21 protein-coding genes and 1 other annotated feature are annotated in these 21,932 nt (G+C 35.0%); of the genes, 2 read left to right on the forward strand and 19 right to left on the reverse strand.

Features of this window, described 5'->3' with window-relative positions; translation table 11 throughout:
* Together GH741_RS17210 and GH741_RS17215 are read right to left on the reverse strand one after the other, a co-directional pair.
* Complete coding sequence (locus GH741_RS17210; protein WP_153737986.1) at window positions 1–1,968, reverse strand: DHH family phosphoesterase; 1,968 nt, start codon at window positions 1,966–1,968, stop codon at window positions 1–3.
* A gap of 31 nt (window positions 1,969–1,999) precedes the next feature.
* Window positions 2,000–2,941, reverse strand: a complete 942-nt coding sequence (locus GH741_RS17215) for a YybS family protein (protein WP_153737987.1) — start codon at window positions 2,939–2,941, stop codon at window positions 2,000–2,002.
* A gap of 445 nt (window positions 2,942–3,386) precedes the next feature.
* Here GH741_RS17215 and GH741_RS17220 point away from each other — a divergent pair, with 445 nt between their 5' ends.
* Window positions 3,387–4,178 (forward strand): HAD family hydrolase, encoded by a 792-nt coding sequence (locus GH741_RS17220; RefSeq protein WP_153737988.1) that lies wholly within the window; start codon window positions 3,387–3,389, stop codon window positions 4,176–4,178.
* 107 nt (window positions 4,179–4,285) lie between these two features.
* On the opposite strand, the gene serA is transcribed toward GH741_RS17220, so the two are convergent.
* The 8 genes from serA to GH741_RS17260 form a co-directional block, all read right to left on the reverse strand.
* Window positions 4,286–5,872 (reverse strand): phosphoglycerate dehydrogenase, encoded by a 1,587-nt coding sequence (serA, locus tag GH741_RS17225; protein ID WP_153737989.1) that lies wholly within the window; start codon window positions 5,870–5,872, stop codon window positions 4,286–4,288.
* Window positions 5,873–6,095: 223 nt separating this feature from the next.
* Window positions 6,096–6,322, reverse strand: a binding site (T-box leader).
* Window positions 6,323–6,544: 222 nt separating this feature from the next.
* A complete protein-coding gene (gene rpsR / locus GH741_RS17230; protein WP_153737990.1) occupies window positions 6,545–6,775 on the reverse strand; it encodes a 30S ribosomal protein S18 in 231 nt (76 codons plus the stop codon).
* Window positions 6,776–6,795: 20 nt separating this feature from the next.
* Window positions 6,796–7,278, reverse strand: coding sequence for a single-stranded DNA-binding protein (gene ssb, locus GH741_RS17235; protein ID WP_153737991.1), 483 nt, complete (start codon window positions 7,276–7,278; stop codon window positions 6,796–6,798).
* A gap of 15 nt (window positions 7,279–7,293) precedes the next feature.
* Window positions 7,294–7,584: a 30S ribosomal protein S6 gene (gene rpsF, locus GH741_RS17240; protein WP_153737992.1), complete on the reverse strand. Its 291-nt coding sequence runs from the start codon at window positions 7,582–7,584 to the stop codon at window positions 7,294–7,296.
* A gap of 187 nt (window positions 7,585–7,771) precedes the next feature.
* Window positions 7,772–8,872, reverse strand: a complete 1,101-nt coding sequence (ychF, locus tag GH741_RS17245; RefSeq protein ID WP_153737993.1) for a redox-regulated ATPase YchF — start codon at window positions 8,870–8,872, stop codon at window positions 7,772–7,774.
* A gap of 230 nt (window positions 8,873–9,102) precedes the next feature.
* Window positions 9,103–9,300 (reverse strand): DUF951 domain-containing protein, encoded by a 198-nt coding sequence (locus GH741_RS17250; protein WP_153737994.1) that lies wholly within the window; start codon window positions 9,298–9,300, stop codon window positions 9,103–9,105.
* An 18-nt stretch (window positions 9,301–9,318) separates the two neighbouring features.
* Window positions 9,319–10,242: a mechanosensitive ion channel family protein gene (locus GH741_RS17255; RefSeq protein WP_153737995.1), complete on the reverse strand. Its 924-nt coding sequence runs from the start codon at window positions 10,240–10,242 to the stop codon at window positions 9,319–9,321.
* Window positions 10,239–11,264, reverse strand: coding sequence for a YkvI family membrane protein (locus GH741_RS17260; protein ID WP_153737996.1), 1,026 nt, complete (start codon window positions 11,262–11,264; stop codon window positions 10,239–10,241). Before GH741_RS17260 ends, GH741_RS17255 begins: the two co-directional genes overlap by 4 nt.
* Before the next feature lie 90 nt (window positions 11,265–11,354).
* On the opposite strand from GH741_RS17260, the gene yyaC reads away from it, so the two are divergent.
* Window positions 11,355–11,972 (forward strand): spore protease YyaC, encoded by a 618-nt coding sequence (yyaC, locus tag GH741_RS17265; protein ID WP_153737997.1) that lies wholly within the window; start codon window positions 11,355–11,357, stop codon window positions 11,970–11,972.
* Between the two features lie 162 nt (window positions 11,973–12,134).
* Here the strand turns inward: yyaC and GH741_RS17270 are convergent, their stop codons facing one another.
* From GH741_RS17270 to spoIIIJ, 9 genes are all read right to left on the reverse strand, one after another.
* Entirely contained in the window at window positions 12,135–12,842 is a 708-nt protein-coding gene (locus GH741_RS17270; RefSeq protein ID WP_153737998.1) for a DUF554 domain-containing protein, read from the reverse strand.
* Between the two features lie 133 nt (window positions 12,843–12,975).
* A complete protein-coding gene (locus tag GH741_RS17275) occupies window positions 12,976–13,818 on the reverse strand; it encodes a ParB/RepB/Spo0J family partition protein (protein ID WP_153737999.1) in 843 nt (280 codons plus the stop codon).
* Window positions 13,790–14,572: a ParA family protein gene (locus GH741_RS17280; RefSeq protein ID WP_153738000.1), complete on the reverse strand. Its 783-nt coding sequence runs from the start codon at window positions 14,570–14,572 to the stop codon at window positions 13,790–13,792. The genes GH741_RS17275 and GH741_RS17280 overlap by 29 nt, the downstream gene beginning before the upstream one ends.
* 252 nt (window positions 14,573–14,824) lie before the next feature.
* On the reverse strand, window positions 14,825–15,682 hold the full coding sequence (gene noc, locus GH741_RS17285) for a nucleoid occlusion protein (RefSeq protein ID WP_153738001.1): 858 nt from the start codon (window positions 15,680–15,682) through the stop codon (window positions 14,825–14,827).
* Window positions 15,683–16,121: 439 nt separating this feature from the next.
* Window positions 16,122–16,838 (reverse strand): 16S rRNA (guanine(527)-N(7))-methyltransferase RsmG, encoded by a 717-nt coding sequence (gene rsmG / locus GH741_RS17290; RefSeq protein WP_153738040.1) that lies wholly within the window; start codon window positions 16,836–16,838, stop codon window positions 16,122–16,124.
* A gap of 24 nt (window positions 16,839–16,862) precedes the next feature.
* Window positions 16,863–18,752 carry a tRNA uridine-5-carboxymethylaminomethyl(34) synthesis enzyme MnmG gene (mnmG, locus tag GH741_RS17295; RefSeq protein WP_153738002.1) on the reverse strand — a complete coding sequence of 630 codons (1,890 nt, stop codon included), beginning with the start codon at window positions 18,750–18,752 and terminating at the stop codon, window positions 16,863–16,865.
* Between the two features lie 62 nt (window positions 18,753–18,814).
* On the reverse strand, window positions 18,815–20,191 hold the full coding sequence (mnmE, locus tag GH741_RS17300; protein ID WP_153738003.1) for a tRNA uridine-5-carboxymethylaminomethyl(34) synthesis GTPase MnmE: 1,377 nt from the start codon (window positions 20,189–20,191) through the stop codon (window positions 18,815–18,817).
* Between the two features lie 257 nt (window positions 20,192–20,448).
* Window positions 20,449–21,060 (reverse strand): RNA-binding cell elongation regulator Jag/EloR, encoded by a 612-nt coding sequence (gene jag, locus GH741_RS17305; protein ID WP_338079544.1) that lies wholly within the window; start codon window positions 21,058–21,060, stop codon window positions 20,449–20,451.
* On the reverse strand, window positions 21,057–21,842 hold the full coding sequence (gene spoIIIJ / locus GH741_RS17310) for a YidC family membrane integrase SpoIIIJ (protein WP_153738004.1): 786 nt from the start codon (window positions 21,840–21,842) through the stop codon (window positions 21,057–21,059). Before spoIIIJ ends, jag begins: the two co-directional genes overlap by 4 nt.
* Between the last annotated feature and the right edge of the window lie 90 nt (window positions 21,843–21,932).

Below are 21,932 nucleotides of genomic sequence, written 5' to 3' on the forward strand. Positions count from 1 at the left end.
TTATTTACTCCCTTCAAAGTACTCGTCAATAATATCTTTTAATTGTGCATTAGCATCTTCAATCGTTGCACCTTCTAATTGAGTTGCCGCATTAGTAAGATGCCCGCCACCATTCATCTTTTCCATAATAACCTGAACATTCACGCTACCTAAAGATCTAGCGCTAATGCCAATCCTACCATCTTTTCTTTCAGAAATAACAAAGGACGCAACAATTCCACTCATTGTAAGAAGTGTATCTGCAGCTTGAGCAATCACTACAGGTCCAAACGTCTGACCAATTTGACCAGTGGCTATTGCAATTCCATCACGATATATCGTTGTGTTTTCAATTAAATGACTTCGTTTTACATAAATATCTAGATCTTCTTTCAAAAACTTTTGAACAAGAATTGTATCTGCACCCTTTGATCTTAAATAGGATGCTGCATCAAATGTTCGCGAACCAGTACGTAATGTAAAGCTTTTTGTGTCAACGATAATTCCTGCAAGTAATGCGGTCGATTCCAGCATATTGAGTTTTAGGTTCTTCGGTTGGTATTCTAGTAATTCAGTTACTAATTCTGCAGTTGATGATGCATATGGCTCCATATAGACAAGAGTTGGCCTATCTATAAATTCCTCACCTCGTCTATGGTGATCAATTACAATTACGTGTTCTGTTTTACTTAATAGTTTCTCTTCTGCTACTAAAGAAGGCTTATGAGTATCTACAACTACTAACAATGTGTTTTTAGTAACTATATCCAAAGCTTGATCAGGTTCAATGAAGTGAGACCATAACTCCTCATTCTCCATTATTTCTTCGATTAGTCGCTGTACTCCAGTATCGATATCATCGGTATCTAATACAATTCGTCCTACAACTCCATTAGCCTGAGCAACTTTTAATATTCCAATTGCTGCTCCAACTGAATCCATATCTGGTGACTTATGTCCCATAATTAAGACTTGATCACTATCTTGTACTAACTCCTTTAATGCATGGGAGATAACCCTAGCTCTTACTCTTGTTCGTTTCTCCATTGGGTTTGTTTTACCACCGTAGAAACGAACCTTCCCTGATTCCTCTTTAATAACTACTTGGTCTCCACCGCGACCTAGCGCAAGGTCTAAACTTGATTGTGCGAGCTCACCTAAAGCAGGAATAGAAACCCCACCAAGACCTACACCGATACTTAATGTTAATGGTACATTTTTATTTGAAATTAGTTCCCTAACTTCATCTAAAATCTCGAATTTTGATTTCTCTAATTGGTTCAATATCTGTTGGTTCATAACAGCAAGAAAACGCTCTTGTGAGATTCGTTTGAGATAAATACCATAATCAGTTGACCATTCATTTAGAATTGTAGTTACTTTTGAGTTCACATTACTTTTTGAAGTGTCATCCATTGCTTGACTTATTTCTTCGTAATTATCTAGAAAAATAATTCCTAATACGGTTTGTTCATTATGATATAGGTTTTGTATTTCTGTTTGTTTAGTACGGTCAAAAAGATATAGTAAGCGCTCCTGCTTTTTTATCAAAGTTTGAAACTGATACCCATCTAAAGTTAACCATGTTTCACTCTTGCCATCTTTTATCTTGGGAATAAAGTCCTCGGATAGTTCGTTTAGTGATTTACCAACAAGTGTATCTTCAACAGCAAATTGGTTCATATAAGGATTAGTCCATTCAACCATAAAGTCTTCACTAAAAAGTACGATACCAATTGGCATTTCAAGTAATGCCTCTTCCCCCACTTTTTTCACACGATAAGAAAGGGTTGTAATGTATTCCTCTGTTTCACTAATTTGATTTTTTTCAGATTTAATACTGTTATATAATGACGCAACTAATAATAAAGACATAATCAACCCAAACAACCATTGATAATACCAAAGAAACCCTAGTAGTACCAACGCTAAAGAGTATATTACCCATAAATGATTACTCATAACTGGCTTTTTAAAAAAATCCGGCATGGAATTCAACTCCTACATTATTATCCGAAGATTACTTACTATCGGATAATCGATCTCTTAAAGAGAATCCTAAATCAATTATACCTAAGATTCTAATCAAATAAAGTCCTATAAAAGGTAAAAAGACGGCAATTAAGATGGAAATGATAGGTATTGCCTTTGACAATTTCTTTTTATAGGTGTAATAAAAAATAAACGAGAAACCTTGTAACGTAATGATTAAGCCAACTAAGCTGGTTACATTGATCACCACTTGATACATCATACTACCTGATTCAATGTTAAACCAACTGAATAGAATAGCAATAAAATAAATCCAAATAACAACTTTTGGCAACATAAAATTTCTAAATGGTGGAAAATACAGATCCATTTTATCTAATCGATTCAACACTTTATATCCAATCCACTGTGTAATAAAACCTAAAATTGCTGAAATAATAACAAGCACAACAGGTGTTAAATTAATTAAGTGATTCATCTGTTCTGTTATTAGAGCTAAATCTTCTGCTGATGGATCCAATCCGAATTGAGCCAGCATTTCTTTACTAGTTGCAACTGATTCGTCAACTGCCAATTGAAATTCATTTAATAAATTAATATTAAACACTAATTGTAAAAAGAGAAAAATGAAAACAAATCCCAAAGCAAACCCTAACGTCCCTCTTGCCCATATTTCATATGGAGTTAGTTTTTGATGTATGGCACTTCCAATTAATATTCCGCCTAGGCCAGTTAACACTGTTAGTGGAATAGAAACCGCCATTGCAAGAATTGATGCGATTAATATAATAATGAAAAATAGTATACTTGAAGGCTGCCATCCATATCGTGCAGAAAAAATAATAAACGGTATTGGCAATATAAATAAGGTGATGAATCCTACAAATGGAACGAAAATTGATAGAAATAGTAGCACTAGAAAAATAGCGCCTAGCATAGTACCTTGTCTGATTAGATTCTTTTCAAGCATTAAAGTGACACCTCTTCTTTATTGTCCAATCTTAGATAAACTATTATTATTGTAGTGATGAGTCCCTTAAAATTATTGTTAGAAAAAGCACAGCTTTCGCGCTGTGCTTTTTAAATTAAATAAACTGCTTATACATGATTTCTGTAGCATAACTCATTAATAGATTATAACCGATATATATCAGTTTTTACAAATCTTAATCTTTTCCATATTATGATATCCCTTTACAATAACAATCCCCTATATCTGATTAATGCTTTTGACCTAGAACTAAAAAGGTGATTTAAAAATCTAATAAATGACCAATACAGTTTCTCAAAGTTTTATGAAAAAATTTAGAATATTTATATGATACTGACATGTTTGCTATTATAATAATTAATAGCTCGTTTGTCTTAATCAATAATTTATAGGGATTTACTTACTACTATATGGAGGTATGCAAATGATTAAAACCATTTTCTTTGATTTAGATGACACTCTTTTATGGGACAAGAAAAGTATAAAGCATGCTTTTATTTCAACATGTCAACTCGCACAAGAAAAATATGGTGTCGATCCAGGGCTTTTAGAGGATGCGGTGCGAAAAGAAGCTACAAAGCTCTATTCATCCTATGCCACTTACCCATTTACAAAAATGATAGGAATAAACCCTTTCGAAGGCCTTTGGGGTAACTTCTTAGATGATAGTGATGACTTCAGGGCCTTAAAAAAAATAGCACCGTCTTATCGAAAAAACGCTTGGATAAAAGGGTTATTAGCTATTGGCATTGATGATCCAGTATTTGGCGAAAAGTTAGCTGAGCAATTTCCAATTGAACGACAACGACATCCTTTTGTTTATGAAGAAACTTTCAGCGTGTTAGAAAAGTTAAAGAGCGACTATGAATTATTATTGCTTACTAATGGTTCTCCTGATTTGCAATACACAAAGCTGAGAATCACTCCGGAAATAGCGCCATATTTTGACCATATTGTTATTTCTGGTGCATATGGGCGTGGCAAACCTGACCCTAATATATTTGAACATGCCCTTAAGCTAAATTCCAAATCTAAAGATGAGGTTATTATGGTTGGCGACAATTTAATGACCGACATTTTAGGGGCAAACCGGGCTGGAATAAAAACAATATGGATTAATCGTGAGGACAAACAACTGGACACCGTAGTTCCTAATTATGAGATTAACAATCTAAATGACCTTTTTCCGATCTTATCTGAACTTAAAGAAGAGTAAAAAAAGCAGATCACTCATTATAAAAAATGAATGATCTGCTTTTTTCGATTATGGATACAGCATTTTAAAATAAGAATTATAACAACTTAAAGATTCAATTAGATAGTTTATAAGTCAATAGCAACTACTCCATAAATATCAGCCAAATCATTTAGTTTTTCTAAGTCTAACTCTTCTAAATTTTTATCAATAGTTAACATCATAATTGCATCACCACCGACATCTGATCTACCCACCTGCATTGTCGCAATATTGATATTTTGTTCTGCTAATAAACTACCAACTCGACCAATTGCCCCCGGTTGGTCCTTATGCCTAATGAATACAAGGTGGCCTTCAGGAACTACATCAACACTGTAGTTATCAACTTTCACTATTCTAGCACCAAGTCCATTAAGTAATGTTCCTGAAACAAGTCTAGTTGCCTTTTTAGTTTTAACCTCTACTGTCAGTAAATTGGTAAACCCTTTTGTGGAGCTCGTTTTATGTTCATTAACTGTTATTCCTTTTTTATCTGCCAGGAATGATGCATTAACATCATTTACGTGTTCTCCTAAGTGTCGTTTAAGTAGTCCTTTTAAAGTATTTCTTGTCAACGGTGCTACCTCTACTTCTGCTAGTTCACCTGAATAGTAAATGTTTACCTCTTCTATAACATCGACTGTTAAACGCGTTAGGAAAGCTCCCAATTTCTCTGATAAAAGAAAATACGGCTCAATCTTATTCATTAACTCCTTTGGTACAGATGGAAGATTAACAGGGTTTCGGGCGAGTCCACCAGTTAGAAAATTGACAACATCATCACTAACATCAATTGCAACATTTTCTTGAGCCTCGATTGTACTAGCTCCTAAGTGTGGAGTAGCGATTACCTCCGGAAGCTCTAATAATTTATGGTTTACTGCTGGCTCCTCTTCAAACACATCAAGTGCTGCACCAGCTACCTTTTTATTTACAATTGCATCATATAATGCATCCTCATCAATAATTCCACCTCGTGCACAATTAATAATTTGTACACCATCTTTCATGATTTTGAACGCATCTGCATTGATTAAATGTTTCGTTTCCTTTAATAATGGTGTATGAACCGTAATAAAGTCCGCTTTACGAAGCACATCTTCCACGGTACCATAATCAATTCCCATCTTTTCTGCTTTCTCCTCAGTCAAAAAGGGATCATATGCGATGATCTTCATTCGTTGCCCTTTAGCACGAGCAGCAACTTCCGCGCCAATTCTTCCTAAACCTACAACACCTAATGTTTTATTCTTCAGCTCTACACCAACATGTGACTTACGGTCCCACTTCTGATGTTTTAACGCATAATAGGCTTGAGGTATTTTTCTTGCTAGTGACATTAACATCGCCATTGTATGTTCTGCAGCTGAGTTTGTATTTCCATCAGGTGCATTAACAACAATCACTCCATGCTCTGTTGCTGCATCTAAATCTATGTTATCTACACCTACCCCTGCTCGGCCAATAATTTTTAAATTGGTAGCACTACTAATGATTTCTCTGGTCACCTTAGTTTGACTTCTCACTAACAGTGCATCGAATTGTCCTATCTTTTCTTTTAATTGCTCGGGGCTTAAGTTTGTTTCTACAGTAACTTCAATATTATCAGCCTCTCGTAAGGGCTGAATACCCTCTTCACTCAATGGATCGCTAATTAAAACTTTAAATATCATTATTAACCCTCCTGTATTATAACTATCCTAAAATATCTAGCTCACTATCCTTGTGAGGTTATTAGTATTTACTTATTTCTTACTTTTTTCCTGATTGAAGAATAACCTTTTCAAGAATATAAACGTTTGATAGAACTAAGTACACCACCATTTAGTATAGAGCCATATTCTATCATTAGATTTTATTGTAAAACAAAAAAACTTCCCACCCCTTCCTTACTTGGTAAGGGGCGAAAAGTTTTACTCACGCGGTACCACCCTTTTTTCGCTATTCCAAAAGAACAGCCTTCATTGGTGCCATGTATAACGGACATGCTCCGAACAGACCTACTTCTATTTCAATCTGCCTATTCCAAAGTGCCATTCATTGGTAGAAACACTGGTTTGCACCAACCACCAGTTCTCTTAAGCTTCTTAATTCAATGAATTTATCTTCTTCTATATAGTTATTAAATAATTTTGAATTTTCATTTATAATAGCAGAATAAAAGCTATTGTCAACACATATTTCAAATAAACAGAATGTAACCGTTTACCTTATTGGCTTATTTAAATTGCTTTTATTACTTAGAAATTATACTTCATGTTTTTTTGTACGTACAGTGATACAAAGCAAAAAATTTATCAAAAAAAGTCCATTCAGCATCAAAATGTGCTAAATGGACTTTAGTTTTATTCGCTCACGTATGGCAATAATGCCATTTGACGAGAACGTTTAATTGCTCTGGTTAATTTACGTTGATATTTTGCAGATGTTCCAGTTACACGACGCGGAAGAATCTTTCCGCGTTCAGAAACGAAACGTCTTAGCAAATCTACATCTTTGTAATCGATGTGTGTAATACCGTTCGCTGTAAAATAACACACTTTACGACGTTTTGCACGACCACGACGAGCTGCCATAGGAATTACCCCCTTTTATTCTAAAATGGTAAATCATCATCCGATATATCAATAGGTTCTCCGTTATCTTTAAACGGATCCTGTTCGTTCTGATTAGCATAATCATTGTTGTTTGGTTTGTTTTGATTTTGGTTCTGGTTAGGTTGAGATCCAGTTGACCCTTGTCCTCCACCTTGAGAAGAACCTTTAGTTTCTAAGAATTGAACTGTATCTGCCACTACTTCAGTAACAAATACTCTTTTTCCATCCTGACCTTCAAAACTACGTGATTGCAGGCGTCCATCAACTCCAACTAAGCTTCCTTTATTCATAAAGTTTGCTAAGTTTTCAGCTGCCCGTCTCCAAACCACACAGTTAATGAAATCAGCTTCTTTATCACCTTGCTGGTTAGAAAAAGGTCTATTTACAGCTAAGGTAAAGTTGGCGACTGCCACTCCATTTGGTGTATAGCGTAGGTCTGGATCCCTCGTTAACCTGCCGACGAGTACGACACGATTCAACATCAGAACCACTCCTTATTATTGTTCATCTTGGCGAATAGCCATGTGACGAATTATATCATCAGAGAATTTTGCTTGACGATCGAATTCACTTATAGCTTTTTCTTCGCCTTTAAAGTTAATTAAAACATAGTATCCATCACGAAAATCGTTGATTTCATAAGCAAGACGCTTCTTGCCTTTTTCTTCAACTTTTTCGATCTCCGCACCATTTTCAGTAAGGATGTTGTTAAAACGCTCTACTAAAGCTGTTTGAGCTTCTTCCTCAATATCTGGGCGGACGATGTACATGATTTCATATTTTCTCATCCGTTTGCACCTCCTTTTGGTCTTAGCGGCCCCTTTCGGTAAAGGGGCAAGGAGTAATGTTAATTACTCACAATGTATAATTCTATCAAAGTAACTAGTAAAGTGCAAGTACCTTTCAAGATATACTGGGATTTAGCTAAAATTAAATTTCCCAAAACTAATTTTTTAAAAATAGAGTAATCTAGACTTACACATTAAAACGGAAATGGATTACGTCGCCGTCTTTCACCAAATATTCTTTACCTTCTAGCCTAACTTTACCTTTTTCCTTTGCAGCTGACATAGAACCACCATCGACAAGATCATCGTATGATACTGTCTCTGCTCTAATAAAGCCTTTTTCAAAATCTGTATGGATAATGCCAGCAGCCTGTGGTGCTTTAATCCCTTTTTTGAAAGTCCACGCTCGAACCTCTTGCTCACCGGCTGTGAAATAAGTAGCCAACCCTAGTAGGTGATAAGTGGCCCTGATTAGCTGATCAAGCCCTGATTCTGCAATACCTAACTCATCCAAGAACATTGCTTTTTCTTCACCATCAAGCTCAGCTATTTCTGATTCTACTTTTGCGCTAATTATGATGGCTTCAGCTTCCTCGTTAGCAGCAAATGCTTTCACCTTTTCTACAGCTGGGTTTTCATCCGCTTCTAACAATTCATCTTCTCCAACATTGGCAACGTAAAGCACTGGTTTGCTTGTTAGCAAATGTAGACCTTTTAAAATTTTTGTTTGATCGTCAGAGAAATCTACAGCACGCGCTGGCTTTTCCTCCTCAAATGCTTCCTGTAACTTCATAAGCACTTCATATTCTGCAACTGCTTCCTTATCTTTCTGTTTTGTTAACTTTTCAACACGTTGTGCTCTTTTGGTTACTGTTTCTAAATCTGCTAATATTAATTCTAAATTGATTGTTTCAATATCCGAGATAGGATCTACCTTACCAGATACGTGTGTGATATTGTCATCTTGGAAGCAGCGAACCACATGACAAATTGCATCTACCTGTCTAATATGAGAGAGAAATTGATTTCCTAACCCTTCTCCCTTACTTGCGCCTTTTACTATTCCTGCAATATCAGTAAACTCAAATGCAGTTGATACAGTCTTCTTTGGTTTTACCAACTCTGTTAATTTTGCTAAACGATAATCCGGAACCTCAACAATCCCAACATTCGGGTCAATTGTACAGAAAGGGTAATTTGCCGATTCCGCCCCCGCTTGCGTTATTGCATTAAATAATGTAGATTTCCCTACATTAGGTAGTCCGACTATTCCTGCTGTTAATGCCATTAAAACTTCCACTCCTTAAGGGTACTGCTCATATGAACGTTTCAGTCATTTCCAATTATAGATATACTTTAATAAAATGACAAGCTATCTAAATAAGAAAACACAAGGGAAAAAGACTTGTGTTTTCTTATTTTCTAATTACCTTTTTCTATTAATTGGTTAATTTATGATCTTATAATTAACTTTTTCTATATATGAAAATGTTTTATTTGTTTCACGTGGAACATTATTTATTCTTCCACTCTTTCCAATACCTTTTTAAATTTACTTTCAAACTTTCTCCGAGGGATTAACACACTATGTCCGCACCCTTCACACTTTATTCGCACATCCATCCCCATACGAATTATTTTCCAGCGATTCTCGCCACAAGGGTGCTGCTTTTTCATTTGTACAATATCATTTATTTGATAATCCTTTTCAGGCATACGTTACTCACCTCTATTTTATTGTTCATTAATCGGATCCATACTATCTCTAGAGTACATCACAAGTCGTGGTAATGGAATATCGATACCGTTTTGATCAAATGCAGCTTTAACATCTTTTCTAATGATACGAGCCATTCCCCAATGTTCCATAGGATTAACCTCTGCAATTATGCGAAGTACTACGTGTGACGTATCCAAAGTTTGAACTCCAAGGGATTCTGGTACATTTATTAACTGCGGATACTTTTCAGGCATTCCTATTAGTAAATCCTGAATAACACCTTCAGCCTTGGCGATATTTGTTTCATATGGAATGTTAACATCTACGACAGCAATACTATTATGAATGGAGTAGTTTGTAACCTGTGTTACGTTCCCATTAGGGATAATGTGTAGCTCCCCCGTCCAACTCATAATTTTTGTTGTTCTTAAACCAATTTCCTCAACTATTCCCTCTACCCCTGATGTTAGCACATAATCGCCTACTGAAAATTGGTCTTCAAATATAATAAAAAATCCTGTAATAATATCTCGCACAAGGTTTTGTGTCCCAAAACCAATTGCTAGACCCGCAACACCTGCACCCGCTAACAGTGCACCAATTGGAATTGTCAACGTGTCTAGTACCATTAAAAATGCAGTAAAGTAGACGACATAACTTAGTGCGTTTTGAACAAGTTTTTTTAAAGTATTTTCTCTTCTTTCTGTGATTCTAAATGGTCCATGGTCTCTTTTTCGAAATACTCTATTCAAAATTGAAGATCCTATCCGAACCACTAATCCAGCAAGAATAATTATTAGTAAAATTCTAAGTAAACCATTCCCCATTACCAACCATAAATCAGGACCAGAAATTCTTTCCCATATGTCAAACCATTGATTTTTTAAGAAATCCACTTCTCTTCCTCCAGCACTTAATCTATATACATATTCTATCATTTTTGCCCCACTTTGTACCGATTTATAATTGGATAGAGAATTAAAGCTGAAAGAACATATAAATTAAGCAAACCATATAACGGATATAAATATTCTATTAAAGTTGCAAAGCCAATTTTAGTTAGTGGAATCATTGCTGTTAATGTACAGGCGGCTAGTAACCATAGAGGAGCTTTAATCATACTCCTAATTCTTGTTATCAGACCCAATGTCCCCGATACTGCAGTTGTGAAAATTGCCAACCACAGAAGGATCGTAATAAATAAAAACATTACATAAGGATAGTGTCTTAATATAGCAAATAACGGTATCTCATATAGTAATACTTCATCAGATATCTGAATTAAACTATTATTGTACAGATACGAAATTACCCCTAATACTAAACCACTACCAATGCTGGCAATCCATATTTCACCCTTACTTTTCGTTTGATTGCCAATTGCACCTAATACCGCTACTAATGGTAATATGTTTAAAGCAGTGAACGGAAAGGCAGCTGTCCAATTTCTCTGCTTGTCTAACTCTGGAAGAAATGACAACTGTTGCTGTATTGTAAACATTAGTAGTAAGGATAACAAGCCCACGATTAATAGCGGCAGAATAATACTATTTAATGAAAGTACTCCTTTAATATCCCACACAAAAATTAAAACTAACGGTATAACAATTAACAATACACCCCACCAATTAGGCAAATGAAATGCCTGTAATGTTGCACCACTTCCCGCTAACATAATAACAGTTGTAGTAAATAAATAAATCATTATCATACCATCATATAAATAAGATAACTTTTCTCCTACAATAATACGTAAAACTGGTAGATAGTGAGTTGAATCATTTTCATGACTAATTTTTAAAATTACGTAGCAACACAATGAAAACAAAATTGCAAAAAGCATTATAGCTAGTCCACTTTCATCACCAAAAAATTGCCATAACTCCCTACCAGAAGCATATCCGGCACCAATTGTTGTACCTATAACTAAAAACATCCATTTGAATCCAGATTTCCACATAATCTTTCCTCCACATTCTTTTTTCCTCTGATGAATAGATTCAATTAAAAATCCGTATACTTATACAATTATGTTTGTGGAGGAGAAGCTATGAATCTAATGAGCAAAAATTCTACTGAAGTAGGAAGATTTAATTACGAAAACCCTTTAACTCCTATTCAAATGCGTGATACTATCTTAGGCTTTCTGCCAGAGAGTAATTTGAGTATAGTTATTGTATGTATTGGTACAGACCGTTCTACTGGTGATTCTTTAGGTCCGTTAACTGGTACGCTGTTAACTGAAAGGAAAAACAAAAATTTTTCTGTCTATGGTACGTTAGAAAATCCAGTTCATGCTTTAAATTTAAGAGAAAGGTTATCAGAAGTACACCAGAACAATATTAATCCGTTCATTATTGCTATTGATGCTTGCTTGGGGAAGACAAAATCTATTGGAACCATAACCACAACATTCGGACCTTTAAGACCTGGGGCTGCAGTAAAGAAAAAACTTCCGGATGTTGGAGACGTAAGTATTACTGGTGTTGTTAATATTAGCGGTTACATGGAGCAATTTGTTTTACAAAACACACGTCTATTTTTAGTTATGCAGATGGCAAAAAAAATTACAAATTCCCTCATCCTTCTAGATAGAGCAATATCTAAAAAAAGAGATAAGAATACCCAATCCCCTCCTCTTTCACTTGGACATAGCAAAGTAAAGTAAGTCAGAAACTGATATTATTTTACTTTTTCGGACAAAAAAGAGATTGGTTAAAAATTAGATTTCTTCAGGTTTAACAACTATCTTCCATTTTTTTATGATATTCAACTTACAAAAGAAAACCGTATTTAATAAAGGAAAAGATGCTAGCATGGTTGCTAACATCTAAAGGGTTATAAGCTGATATATATAATAGACAAAACCAACCATTAAGAGAGATGGTAATAAATTTGCGATCCTAATTTTCGTGATATTTAATAGGTTTAGCCCTATTGCAACAATTAGAAGCCCACCCGTCGCAGTCATTTCAACAATAAAACCACTTAAAAACACTTCCGGCAACCATTGTTCGATATTAGTCGCTAATAAAGCAATTGTTCCCTGAAATAACACCACCGGAACTACTGAGAATACCACTCCTATTCCTAGAGTGGTCGTTAGTACTAAAGATACAAATCCATCTAAAATAGATTTCGTCAACAACACTTCATGATCCCCACGTAGACCGCTATCCAATGCACCTACAACTGACATAGCTCCGACAACAAAGATTAACGTTGCAGTAATGAATCCTTGAGCTATTGTAGATCCTTGTTTTGGTTTCACTCTATTTTCAATCCAAGAGCCAATATTGTTTAATTTTCTTTCTAAATGAAATAGTTCTCCCAATATAGCTCCAGTAAGAATACTCAGGAGGACTACAACAATGCTAGAAGTTTGAAAAGCCATTTGAAATCCTATTAACAGAACCGCAACGCCTATCCCATTCATAATTGTTTCTTTAAAACGATCTGGGATTCTAGTAAAAAACAAACCTAATAGTGTCCCTAATATAATACATAGGCCATTTACTAGTGTACCGAATAATACCATAACTACATCTCCATTTAATTGCTCTATATTAATTGCTCATTTTCATAAAATGTTTCACGTGAAACATTAACATTTTCCGGACATATATAAAGTCTGACATGTAGATGGTTTTCACATGTCAGACTTTACAAAACTATTTAGCTTGGAAAAAATCCAGGATTCTTTCTAAATCATCGTCAGAAAAGAATTCGATTTCGATTTTTCCTTTTCTCTTCCCTTTATGGATTGTTACACCAGTACCAAGATGATCTCTTAAGATACTTTCTCTTTCTGCAAGAAAAACATCTTTCTTTGGCTTTTGTTTTTTTGTTTGAGGTGCATTTTCATTAATCTTAATTATTAGTTGCTCTACTTGTCTAACATTTAATTCTTCATTTCTTATTTTATCAATAAGAGCATTTAATTTTGTTTTATCCTTTAACCCTAGCATAGCTCTACCGTGTCCCATTGATAGTTCTCCATTATTGATTAAGGCACTCACTTTGTCTGGTAATGATAGCAACCTTACGAGGTTAGCAATATGTGGTCTACTCTTACCTAACCTTTTAGATAATTCTTCTTGAGTTATCTTGAGTTCACGCATTAAATTAGCATAGGCGTTAGCTTCTTCAATCGGTGTCAGATCTTCACGTTGTAAGTTTTCAAGCAACGCTAGTTCCATCATTTTTTCATCTGTTAATTCTTTTACGATGGCTGGAATTACTTCTAACCCTGCCTCTTTTGCAGCTCGAAAGCGTCTTTCGCCAACAACAATTTCATAACCCTTGATACTTTTTCTTACTATTAAAGGTTGTAAAATCCCATATTCAATAATAGAATCCTTCAACTCTTCGATTGCATCTGCATGAAAGGTTTTCCTTGGTTGGTATGGATTTGGTCTACACTCTTTCACTGAAATTTCTTGGACAGAATCTGATTCACTTGTATCTAACTCAGGGAAAAAAGCATTAACTCCTTTGCCCAATCCTCTCGCCATTCGCAATCACTTCCTTCGCTAAGTCTAGATATACTTCCGCACCTCGAGATTTCGGATCATAAAGAATAATGGGCTGACCATGACTTGGAGCTTCTCCTAGTCTTACGTTTCTAGGAATAACTGACCGATATACTTTATCTCGAAAGTATTTTTTCACTTCTTCAATAACTTGGATACCCAAATTAGTTCTTGCATCCAACATTGTTAATAGTACGCCTTCAATCATTAATTGCTTATTCAAATGCTTTTGCACTAATCGGACAGTATTAAGCAATTGACTTAATCCCTCTAATGCATAATATTCGCATTGAACTGGAATTAAGACGCTATCAGCAGCAGTTAATGAGTTTATAGTTAATAAACCAAGGGATGGAGGGCAGTCAATAATTACATAGTCATACTGATCTTTAACACTATCAATCGCCTTTTTTAATCGAACTTCCCTAGATATGGTGGGTACTAACTCAATTTCAGCTCCTGCTAGTTGAATTGTAGCCGGAATAATGTCTAAATTCTCTACAGATGTAGGAACACAAACCTTTTCAGCTTCTAAATCTTCAACTAAAACATTATAAATACACTGATCCATATCAGCTTTATTGATTCCAACTCCACTAGTAGCGTTACCTTGTGGATCGATATCAACTAACAGTACTTTATGATTTAGATATGCTATACAAGCACTCAAGTTTACTGCTGTTGTTGTTTTTCCAACGCCACCCTTTTGATTTGCAACGGCGATTACTTTTCCCATGGTGTCACCTACCTACTTATAAATCTTTATTTAACTATTCTATCATTTTTTTAACTAAATGAACTACTTTTAATAGATTTGTTTTAAATTAAACTAACTTTTGTTTGTAATGAGAAGAATTTCCACCAATAATGCATTGAAAATTCATACTAAACAGTAGAAATTCCCCCCTAAATACAGAGCAAAATACATTTAATACTAGTAAAGTGCAAAAAATACCCATCTTAGAAATAAAGATGGGGAAAATAACTATTAACTTTTTTTCTTAGGGATCTTAATCGTTATTTGATAATAATCTTCATGGTCTTGTTCATCTGTTTCTAAATCAATTCCTGTATCACTTACCATGTTAAGAGACTGCCTTATAGTATTCATTGCAATTCTCATATCTTTATTAAAACCCTTTAGCTTTGGTTTTTTCTTTTTGGGTTTATTTTCTAGAATTTTAATGATTTTTTCTTCTGTTTGTTTAACATTTAAATCCCTCTCCAGGATTTCTGCTAATAGCTTTAGCTGTATATCAGGGTCTTTTAAACCAATTAAAGCTCTAGCATGTCTTTCAGTAATCTTTTTCTCCAAAACAGCTTGCTGTATAGGTTCTGGAAGTTTAAGTAGGCGCATTTTATTAGCGATAGTAGATTGACTTTTACCTAATCGCTGTGCCAATGCTTCTTGTGTTAGTCCGTGTATTTCAAGTAGACGACCATACGCTCTTGCCTCTTCAATTACTGTTAATTCTTCACGCTGTAAATTTTCAATTAAAGCAACAGATGCTGTTTCGGCTTCCGACATATCCCGTATTATAGCTGGCACATTCTCCCATTCAAGAAATTGTGCAGCTCTCCATCTTCGTTCTCCAGCTATTAATTCATAACCACTCTGCCCTTGTTCAATCTTTCTAACAACAATGGGCTGAATCAACCCATGTGTATGTATAGTTTGAGCTAATTCTTCTATTTTTTCTTTATTAAAAACAGAACGCGGCTGATAGCGGTTTGGTTCAATTTGTTTTACTGGAATTTGAATAATTTCATCTGGAAGATATTCGGTTTCTAATCCCTCATCTGATTTTTCACCTATGCCAAATATACGGCTGAAAGGGTGTAACATATACAGACACCACCTTTTTAAGTGTTCCTAGGTTATCCATGTTTTACCCCCAGCGAAAATGTTTCACGTGAAACATAGAGGTTTTAAGACAACATTTTTTGTTAATTTTTTAACTATTTTTCTTCTATTATTCTATCATATATAATAACGATATAGTATATTTGTGATTATTTTATTTTTCTAACCTATCTGTATTTCATATCAACTTAATTAAATATAGAACAAAATTCAGATAATGTTAGCATACTGCTCATAGAAGGATGAAATTTATTTTTGAATGAATCTTTAATTAAAAAACATTAAAATGGAACATTTGTTCTATGTTTGACATTGTTTTTAAAAAAATATATAGTAAGTCATTTCTTTTAGTTATGATCAAATAATGTTGCAAGTTACAACATTTATAGGAAAAACCTTCCGAAATAGGAAGGTCCTCTTGTTAGATTATAGGCGTTTTGTTTGGAACACCTGGTTTTCTTGGATACTTATTTGGTGTTTTTCTTACTTTTCTAATCAAGGCAATGCTTCTTTCGCCATTATCATTTGGTAATTGAAACGTGTGCACCTGATTCCGTTCTCCACCTAATAACTTCAAAGCCATTTTGGAATCTTTCATCTCTTCTTCTAAATTTGGTCCCTTCATAGCAATAAAAGTACCTTTTGTTTTACATAAAGGTATGCACAACTCACAAAGGACAGTCATTCTAGCAACAGCTCTTGCCATGACAACATCAAACTTTTCTCTAAATTTTTCATTCTTACCAAATAGTTCTGCTCGATCATGATAAAAAGAAACTCCTGTTAACTCTAACTGGTTAGCGAGATGATTTAAAAAAGTAATCCTTTTTTGTAAGGAATCTACAATTGTTACCTTAATGTTAGGAAAACAAATTTTTAATGGAATGCTTGGAAATCCAGCACCTGCCCCTACATCACATACACTGATTTCTTTTGAAAAATCATAGTAAAACGATGCAGTTATTGAATCATAAAAGTGCTTTTCATATACTTCTTCCTTGTCAGTAATTGCTGTTAAATTCATTTTTTCATTCCACTCAACAAGCGTCTTAAAATAAATATCAAATTGTTTTATCTGTTTTTCAGAAAGCTCTATCCCATGTTCTTTTAATACATTAAGAAAGGTGTTTACTTCCATACCAATAATCAATTCCTTCGTTTTTTATTCATTCGAAACACGTGCTATTCTCCCCTGCTCAATATATACAAGTAGAATGGAAACATCTGAAGGATTAACTCCTGAAATTCTTGACGCCTGACCAACTGATAATGGACGTACTTTTTTGAATTTTTCCTTTGCCTCTGTAGCTATGCCACTGATGTCATCATAATCGATATTTTCTGGAATAATCTTATTCTCCATCTTCAGCATCCGTTCCACTTGCTGGTTAGACTTAGCGATATAACCTTGGTATTTAATTTGAATTTCTACTTGTTCTTTTACATCCCATGGCAGCTCTTGTTCAGCAGGAGTTAATTGTTCGATCATTTCATATTTTATTTCAGGTCTTTTTAACAATTCTAGAGCTCTAATAGCTTCTTTTAACGCTGTTCCACCTGAATTTTCGATTACTTTTTGAACTTCTTCCGTTGGCTTTAACATAACATCAGCTAATCGTTCTTGTTCTTTTTCTATTAGAAGTTTTTTCTCCGCAAATAACTTATATCGTTCTTCGGATATCATCCCTATGTTATAACCAATTTCCGTTAAACGAATATCTGCATTATCATGACGAAGAAGTAAACGATATTCAGCTCTAGATGTTAATAATCGGTATGGTTCATTGGTACCTTTAGTAACTAAATCGTCTATCATTACTCCGATGTATGCCTGAGACCGATCTAGAATGAACGATTCTCTACCCATAGCCCTTGAAGCAGCATTTATACCAGCCATTAATCCCTGTCCGGCCGCTTCCTCATAACCGGATGTACCGTTAATTTGACCAGCAGTAAACAATCCTGGAATTGCTTTCAATTCAAGCGTTGGCCATAATTGAGTAGGAACAACAGAATCATATTCAATTGCATAGCCTGCTCTCATAATTTCTGAATTTTCCAGACCTGGTATGGTACGTAGCATCTCTCGTTGGACATATTCAGGCATGGATGTTGATAAGCCTTGCACATAAATTTCCTCAGTATTTCTTCCTTCAGGTTCTAAGAAAATCTGGTGACGAGGTTTATCGTTAAACCTTACAACCTTATCTTCAATCGATGGACAGTACCTAGGACCAGTGCCCTTAATCATTCCTGAATACATAGCAGAAAGATTTAAATTTTCATCAATGACTTTATGAGTAAATTCATTTGTGTATGTTAACCAACAAGGAATCTGATCAAGGATCGCCTCAGTCGTTTCATATGAAAAATGCCTTGGATTGTCGTCTCCAGGTTGAATTTCTGTTTTTGAATAATCAATGGTATGGCTATTTACCCTTGGAGGTGTACCTGTTTTAAATCGCACTAATTCAAATCCTAGCTCCTCTAAGTGCTCAGAAAGTTTGACAGAAGCACGTTGATTGTTAGGACCACTTTCATAAGAAAGATCCCCAATTATAACTCGGCCACGCATGAACGTTCCAGTCGTAATGACAACTGAATCTGCATAATAAGCTGCCTTAGTTTCGGTAATGACACCCTTACATACGCCATCTTCAACAATTAATCTCTCGACCATCGCTTGTCTCAACGTGAGGTTTCGCTCATTTTCTAAAATACTCTTCATTTCTTGAATGTATAGTGGTTTGTCTGCCTGTGCACGAAGAGCACGAACTGCTGGCCCTTTTCCAGTATTGAGCATACGCATTTGTATATATGTCTTATCTATAACTTTTCCCATTAAACCACCGAGGGCATCAATTTCTCTGACAACAACACCTTTAGCCGGTCCACCAATCGATGGATTACATGGCATAAAGGCCAGCATATCTAAATTTAACGTTAGCATTAATGTTTTAGCTCCGCGATGTGCAGCAGCATAAGCTGCCTCACAACCAGCATGGCCACCACCAATTACGATTACATCATAATGTCCAGCATCATAAGTCATTTGCTGTCTCTCCTTTTTTTGGACTAGTTAAGTCTAACTTTTCCGGATTCTATAATTTTTTTTTATTTACCTAAACAAAATTGCGAAAACAACTGGTCAATTAAGCTTTCTTGCACTGTATCTCCGATAATTTCCCCAAGAAGTTCCCATGTTCTTGTAATATCAATTTGAACAAGATCAATTGGCATACCATCTTCAATCCCGCTCATTGCATCTGTCAATGATTGTAAAGCTTGCTTCAGTAATTGAATGTGACGAACATTAGAAACATATGTGAGATCACCCGCATCTAATTCTCCAGCAAAAAACGTGTTTGCTATAGCTTGTTCAAGCTCATCAATACCGATTTCTTCTATAAGTGCAGTAGTAATTACAGGACGCCCATTAGCAAACTTTTTTATCCTGTCTATATCAATCTTTTGTTCTAAATCAGTCTTGTTAACAATTACTATAATATCTAGACCCTCGACAACCTTGAAAAGATTAACATCTTCCTCTGTCAATTCATCTCCAAAATTTAATACTAGTAAAATCAAATCCGCTTCTTTCAAAACCTGTCTAGACTTTTCAACACCAATTCGCTCCACAATATCTTCTGTTTCACGAATACCAGCAGTATCAACTAAACGTAAAGGAATACCACGAATATTAACATATTCTTCGATTACATCTCTAGTAGTACCTGGAATATCTGTGACAATTGCCTTATTTTCATGGACCAAAGCATTCAATAATGAAGATTTTCCAACGTTAGGTCTCCCGATAATAGCGGTTGATAAGCCTTCTCTAAGTATTTTACCTTGTTTAGCCATTTGAAGCAGTTTTTCTATTTCATGATATACCTCATTAGTCTTTTTAATCAACATGTCATGGGTCATCTCTTCTACATCGTCATATTCAGGATAATCTATATTAACTTCCACATGCGCAACCGTTTCTAACAATTCTTGCCTTAACTTTTGAATTAATTTGGATAATCGTCCATCCATTTGTTTCAATGCAACATTCATTGCTTTATCCGTTTTTGCACGAATTAAATCCATTACAGCTTCAGCCTGTGATAAATCTATTCTCCCATTTAAAAAAGCACGTTTAGTAAATTCACCTGGTTCAGCTAACCTGGCACCCTCTGCCAAAACCAACTCCAAGAGACGATTAACCGAAGCAATTCCACCGTGACAGTTTATTTCAACTACATCCTCACGAGTAAACGTTCTGGGCCCTCTCATAACATTAACCATAACCTCTTCAGCCACTTCGTTAGTAATTGGATCAATGATTTTTCCGTAATGAATTGTATGTGAATTAACTTTTGTTAAATCAACACCCTGAAACAAACGATTAGAAATGGGCACTGCCTCTTGACCACTCAATCGAACAATTGCAATTGCTCCTTCTCCAATTGGTGTCGATATTGCAGTAATTGTATCTATATCCATTTTTTTCACTCCTATATAACATTCCTACATACTAACCCTATTTATATTTATCCACAAATGTTTTTTTACAATAGTTACTAACATATTAACATATCACATCTAGTTATAATTTAAAACATATCCACATGTGATTATCTCTTTCCTTTATATCTATCTTATCCACATGTGCATAAAACATAAGAACATCACAATTATTATCCACATCTTCACATTTTACAAAAAAAAATAAGCCTCTTAGTTAAGAGACCTACTAATATTTAAGGTTTAATTACAACATGCCGGTTCGGTTCAACCCCATGAGAATAGGTTGAGATCTCATTGTGGTCTTGAAGTGTTGTATGAATTATTTTTCTTTCAAAAGAAGGCATTGGTTCTAAAGAAACCTCTCTTTTTGTACTTATAGCCTTATCTGCTAAACGATTAGCCAAATTTTCTAAGGTTCCTTGTCTACGTGCTCGGTAACCCTCTGCATCAACGATAACCGTATAATATTTATCTGATTTTCGGTTTACAACAAGATGTAATAAATATTGCAATGCATTTAAAGTTTGTCCGCGTTTACCAATCAAAATAGCTATTTTTTCTCCAGATAGTTCAAATATCATTTCGTTATCATTAACTTTGACATCGATTTGAGCAGCTACCCCAAGTTGGTCTGTTATATTTGTTAAATACTTTGTTGCACGTTGTAATTGATTTTCAGCTAAAGATACTTTAACAACAGCTTTAGAACCAAAAAGTCCCAAAAACCCTTTTTTGCCTTCATCTATAATGTCAATTTTCACTTGGTCCTCTGAGGTGTTTAACTGCTTTAATGCTGATTGGACCGCTTCTTCTACTGTTTGTCCAGAAGCAGTTACTTGTCTCACTTTTTGTTTCCTCCCGTTTCAGCATCCATTTTTTTTCTAAGTGGTTTGTTAATCAACAAAGTTTGTCCAACCATAAAAATGTTACCTACTACCCAGTACAATGCTAGTGCAGATGGGAAAAAGAAAGCAACTACACCAATCATAATTGGCATCATATAAAGCATCATCGTCATTTGCGCGGCCATTTGTCCACCCTGTTGCATGCTGGCATTACCTGCCATCATTAGCTTTTGCTGTGCGAAAGTTGCAACAGCTGCAACGATTGGTAAAATGTAATCGGGTTGTCCCAACTGGAACCATAGGAATTCATGTTCCTTAATTTCTGCTGTTCTCATAATCGCATGATAGAATGCAATTAGAATAGGCATTTGCACAATTAATGGCAAACAACCAGCTAGTGGATTTACTCCGTTTTTCTGAAATAACTCCATTGTTTCCTGCTGTAACTTTTGTTGAGTTTTGGAATCTTTTGAACTGTATTTGTCTCTTACTTTCTTCAACTCGGGTTGAATTTCCTGCATAGCCTTAGAACTTTTTAATTGTTTAATATTTAATGGTAACAAAACTAAGCGAATCAGAATGGTTACAACAACAATTGACAAGCCATAGTTTTCATTTGTTGCCTCGGCAAAATAAATTATTAACCAGGACAATGGATAAACAAAATAGACATTCCATATGCCTGTACTTTCTCTTGTTATATCTTGATCAACTTCCATACACCCAGAAAGAACAACTAGCATCCCAACCAAGGCCAATAATAGAAAGACCTTTTTTCGCAATTTCACTTCCTCCTTACTGATACAGCCAAATATGTAGAAAATATATAAGTATTCTAACACTAAACTTGTGGATTAGAAACAACCTCTATA

Origin of the sequence: Aquibacillus halophilus (assembly GCF_009649745.1) — a bacterium.
Classification (GTDB): Bacteria; Bacillota; Bacilli; order Bacillales; family Amphibacillaceae; genus Aquibacillus; species Aquibacillus halophilus.

What these genes read in the sequence shown, in the direction of transcription:
- GH741_RS17210 (WP_153737986.1), bottom strand. Translation starts at nt 1,968, where the DNA reads ATGCCGGATTTTTTTAAAAAGCCAGTTATGAGTAATCATTTATGGGTA.
- GH741_RS17215 (WP_153737987.1), bottom strand. Translation starts at nt 2,941, where the DNA reads ATGCTTGAAAAGAATCTAATCAGACAAGGTACTATGCTAGGCGCTATT.
- GH741_RS17220 (WP_153737988.1), top strand. Translation starts at nt 3,387, where the DNA reads ATGATTAAAACCATTTTCTTTGATTTAGATGACACTCTTTTATGGGAC.
- serA (WP_153737989.1), bottom strand. Translation starts at nt 5,872, where the DNA reads ATGATATTTAAAGTTTTAATTAGCGATCCATTGAGTGAAGAGGGTATT.
- rpsR (WP_153737990.1), bottom strand. Translation starts at nt 6,775, where the DNA reads ATGGCAGCTCGTCGTGGTCGTGCAAAACGTCGTAAAGTGTGTTATTTT.
- ssb (WP_153737991.1), bottom strand. Translation starts at nt 7,278, where the DNA reads ATGTTGAATCGTGTCGTACTCGTCGGCAGGTTAACGAGGGATCCAGAC.
- rpsF (WP_153737992.1), bottom strand. Translation starts at nt 7,584, where the DNA reads ATGAGAAAATATGAAATCATGTACATCGTCCGCCCAGATATTGAGGAA.
- ychF (WP_153737993.1), bottom strand. Translation starts at nt 8,872, where the DNA reads ATGGCATTAACAGCAGGAATAGTCGGACTACCTAATGTAGGGAAATCT.
- GH741_RS17250 (WP_153737994.1), bottom strand. Translation starts at nt 9,300, where the DNA reads ATGCCTGAAAAGGATTATCAAATAAATGATATTGTACAAATGAAAAAG.
- GH741_RS17255 (WP_153737995.1), bottom strand. Translation starts at nt 10,242, where the DNA reads ATGATAGAATATGTATATAGATTAAGTGCTGGAGGAAGAGAAGTGGAT.
- GH741_RS17260 (WP_153737996.1), bottom strand. Translation starts at nt 11,264, where the DNA reads ATGTGGAAATCTGGATTCAAATGGATGTTTTTAGTTATAGGTACAACA.
- yyaC (WP_153737997.1), top strand. Translation starts at nt 11,355, where the DNA reads ATGAATCTAATGAGCAAAAATTCTACTGAAGTAGGAAGATTTAATTAC.
- GH741_RS17270 (WP_153737998.1), bottom strand. Translation starts at nt 12,842, where the DNA reads ATGGTATTATTCGGTACACTAGTAAATGGCCTATGTATTATATTAGGG.
- GH741_RS17275 (WP_153737999.1), bottom strand. Translation starts at nt 13,818, where the DNA reads ATGGCGAGAGGATTGGGCAAAGGAGTTAATGCTTTTTTCCCTGAGTTA.
- GH741_RS17280 (WP_153738000.1), bottom strand. Translation starts at nt 14,572, where the DNA reads ATGGGAAAAGTAATCGCCGTTGCAAATCAAAAGGGTGGCGTTGGAAAA.
- noc (WP_153738001.1), bottom strand. Translation starts at nt 15,682, where the DNA reads ATGTTACACCCTTTCAGCCGTATATTTGGCATAGGTGAAAAATCAGAT.
- rsmG (WP_153738040.1), bottom strand. Translation starts at nt 16,838, where the DNA reads ATGGAAGTAAACACCTTTCTTAATGTATTAAAAGAACATGGGATAGAG.
- mnmG (WP_153738002.1), bottom strand. Translation starts at nt 18,752, where the DNA reads ATGACTTATGATGCTGGACATTATGATGTAATCGTAATTGGTGGTGGC.
- mnmE (WP_153738003.1), bottom strand. Translation starts at nt 20,191, where the DNA reads ATGGATATAGATACAATTACTGCAATATCGACACCAATTGGAGAAGGA.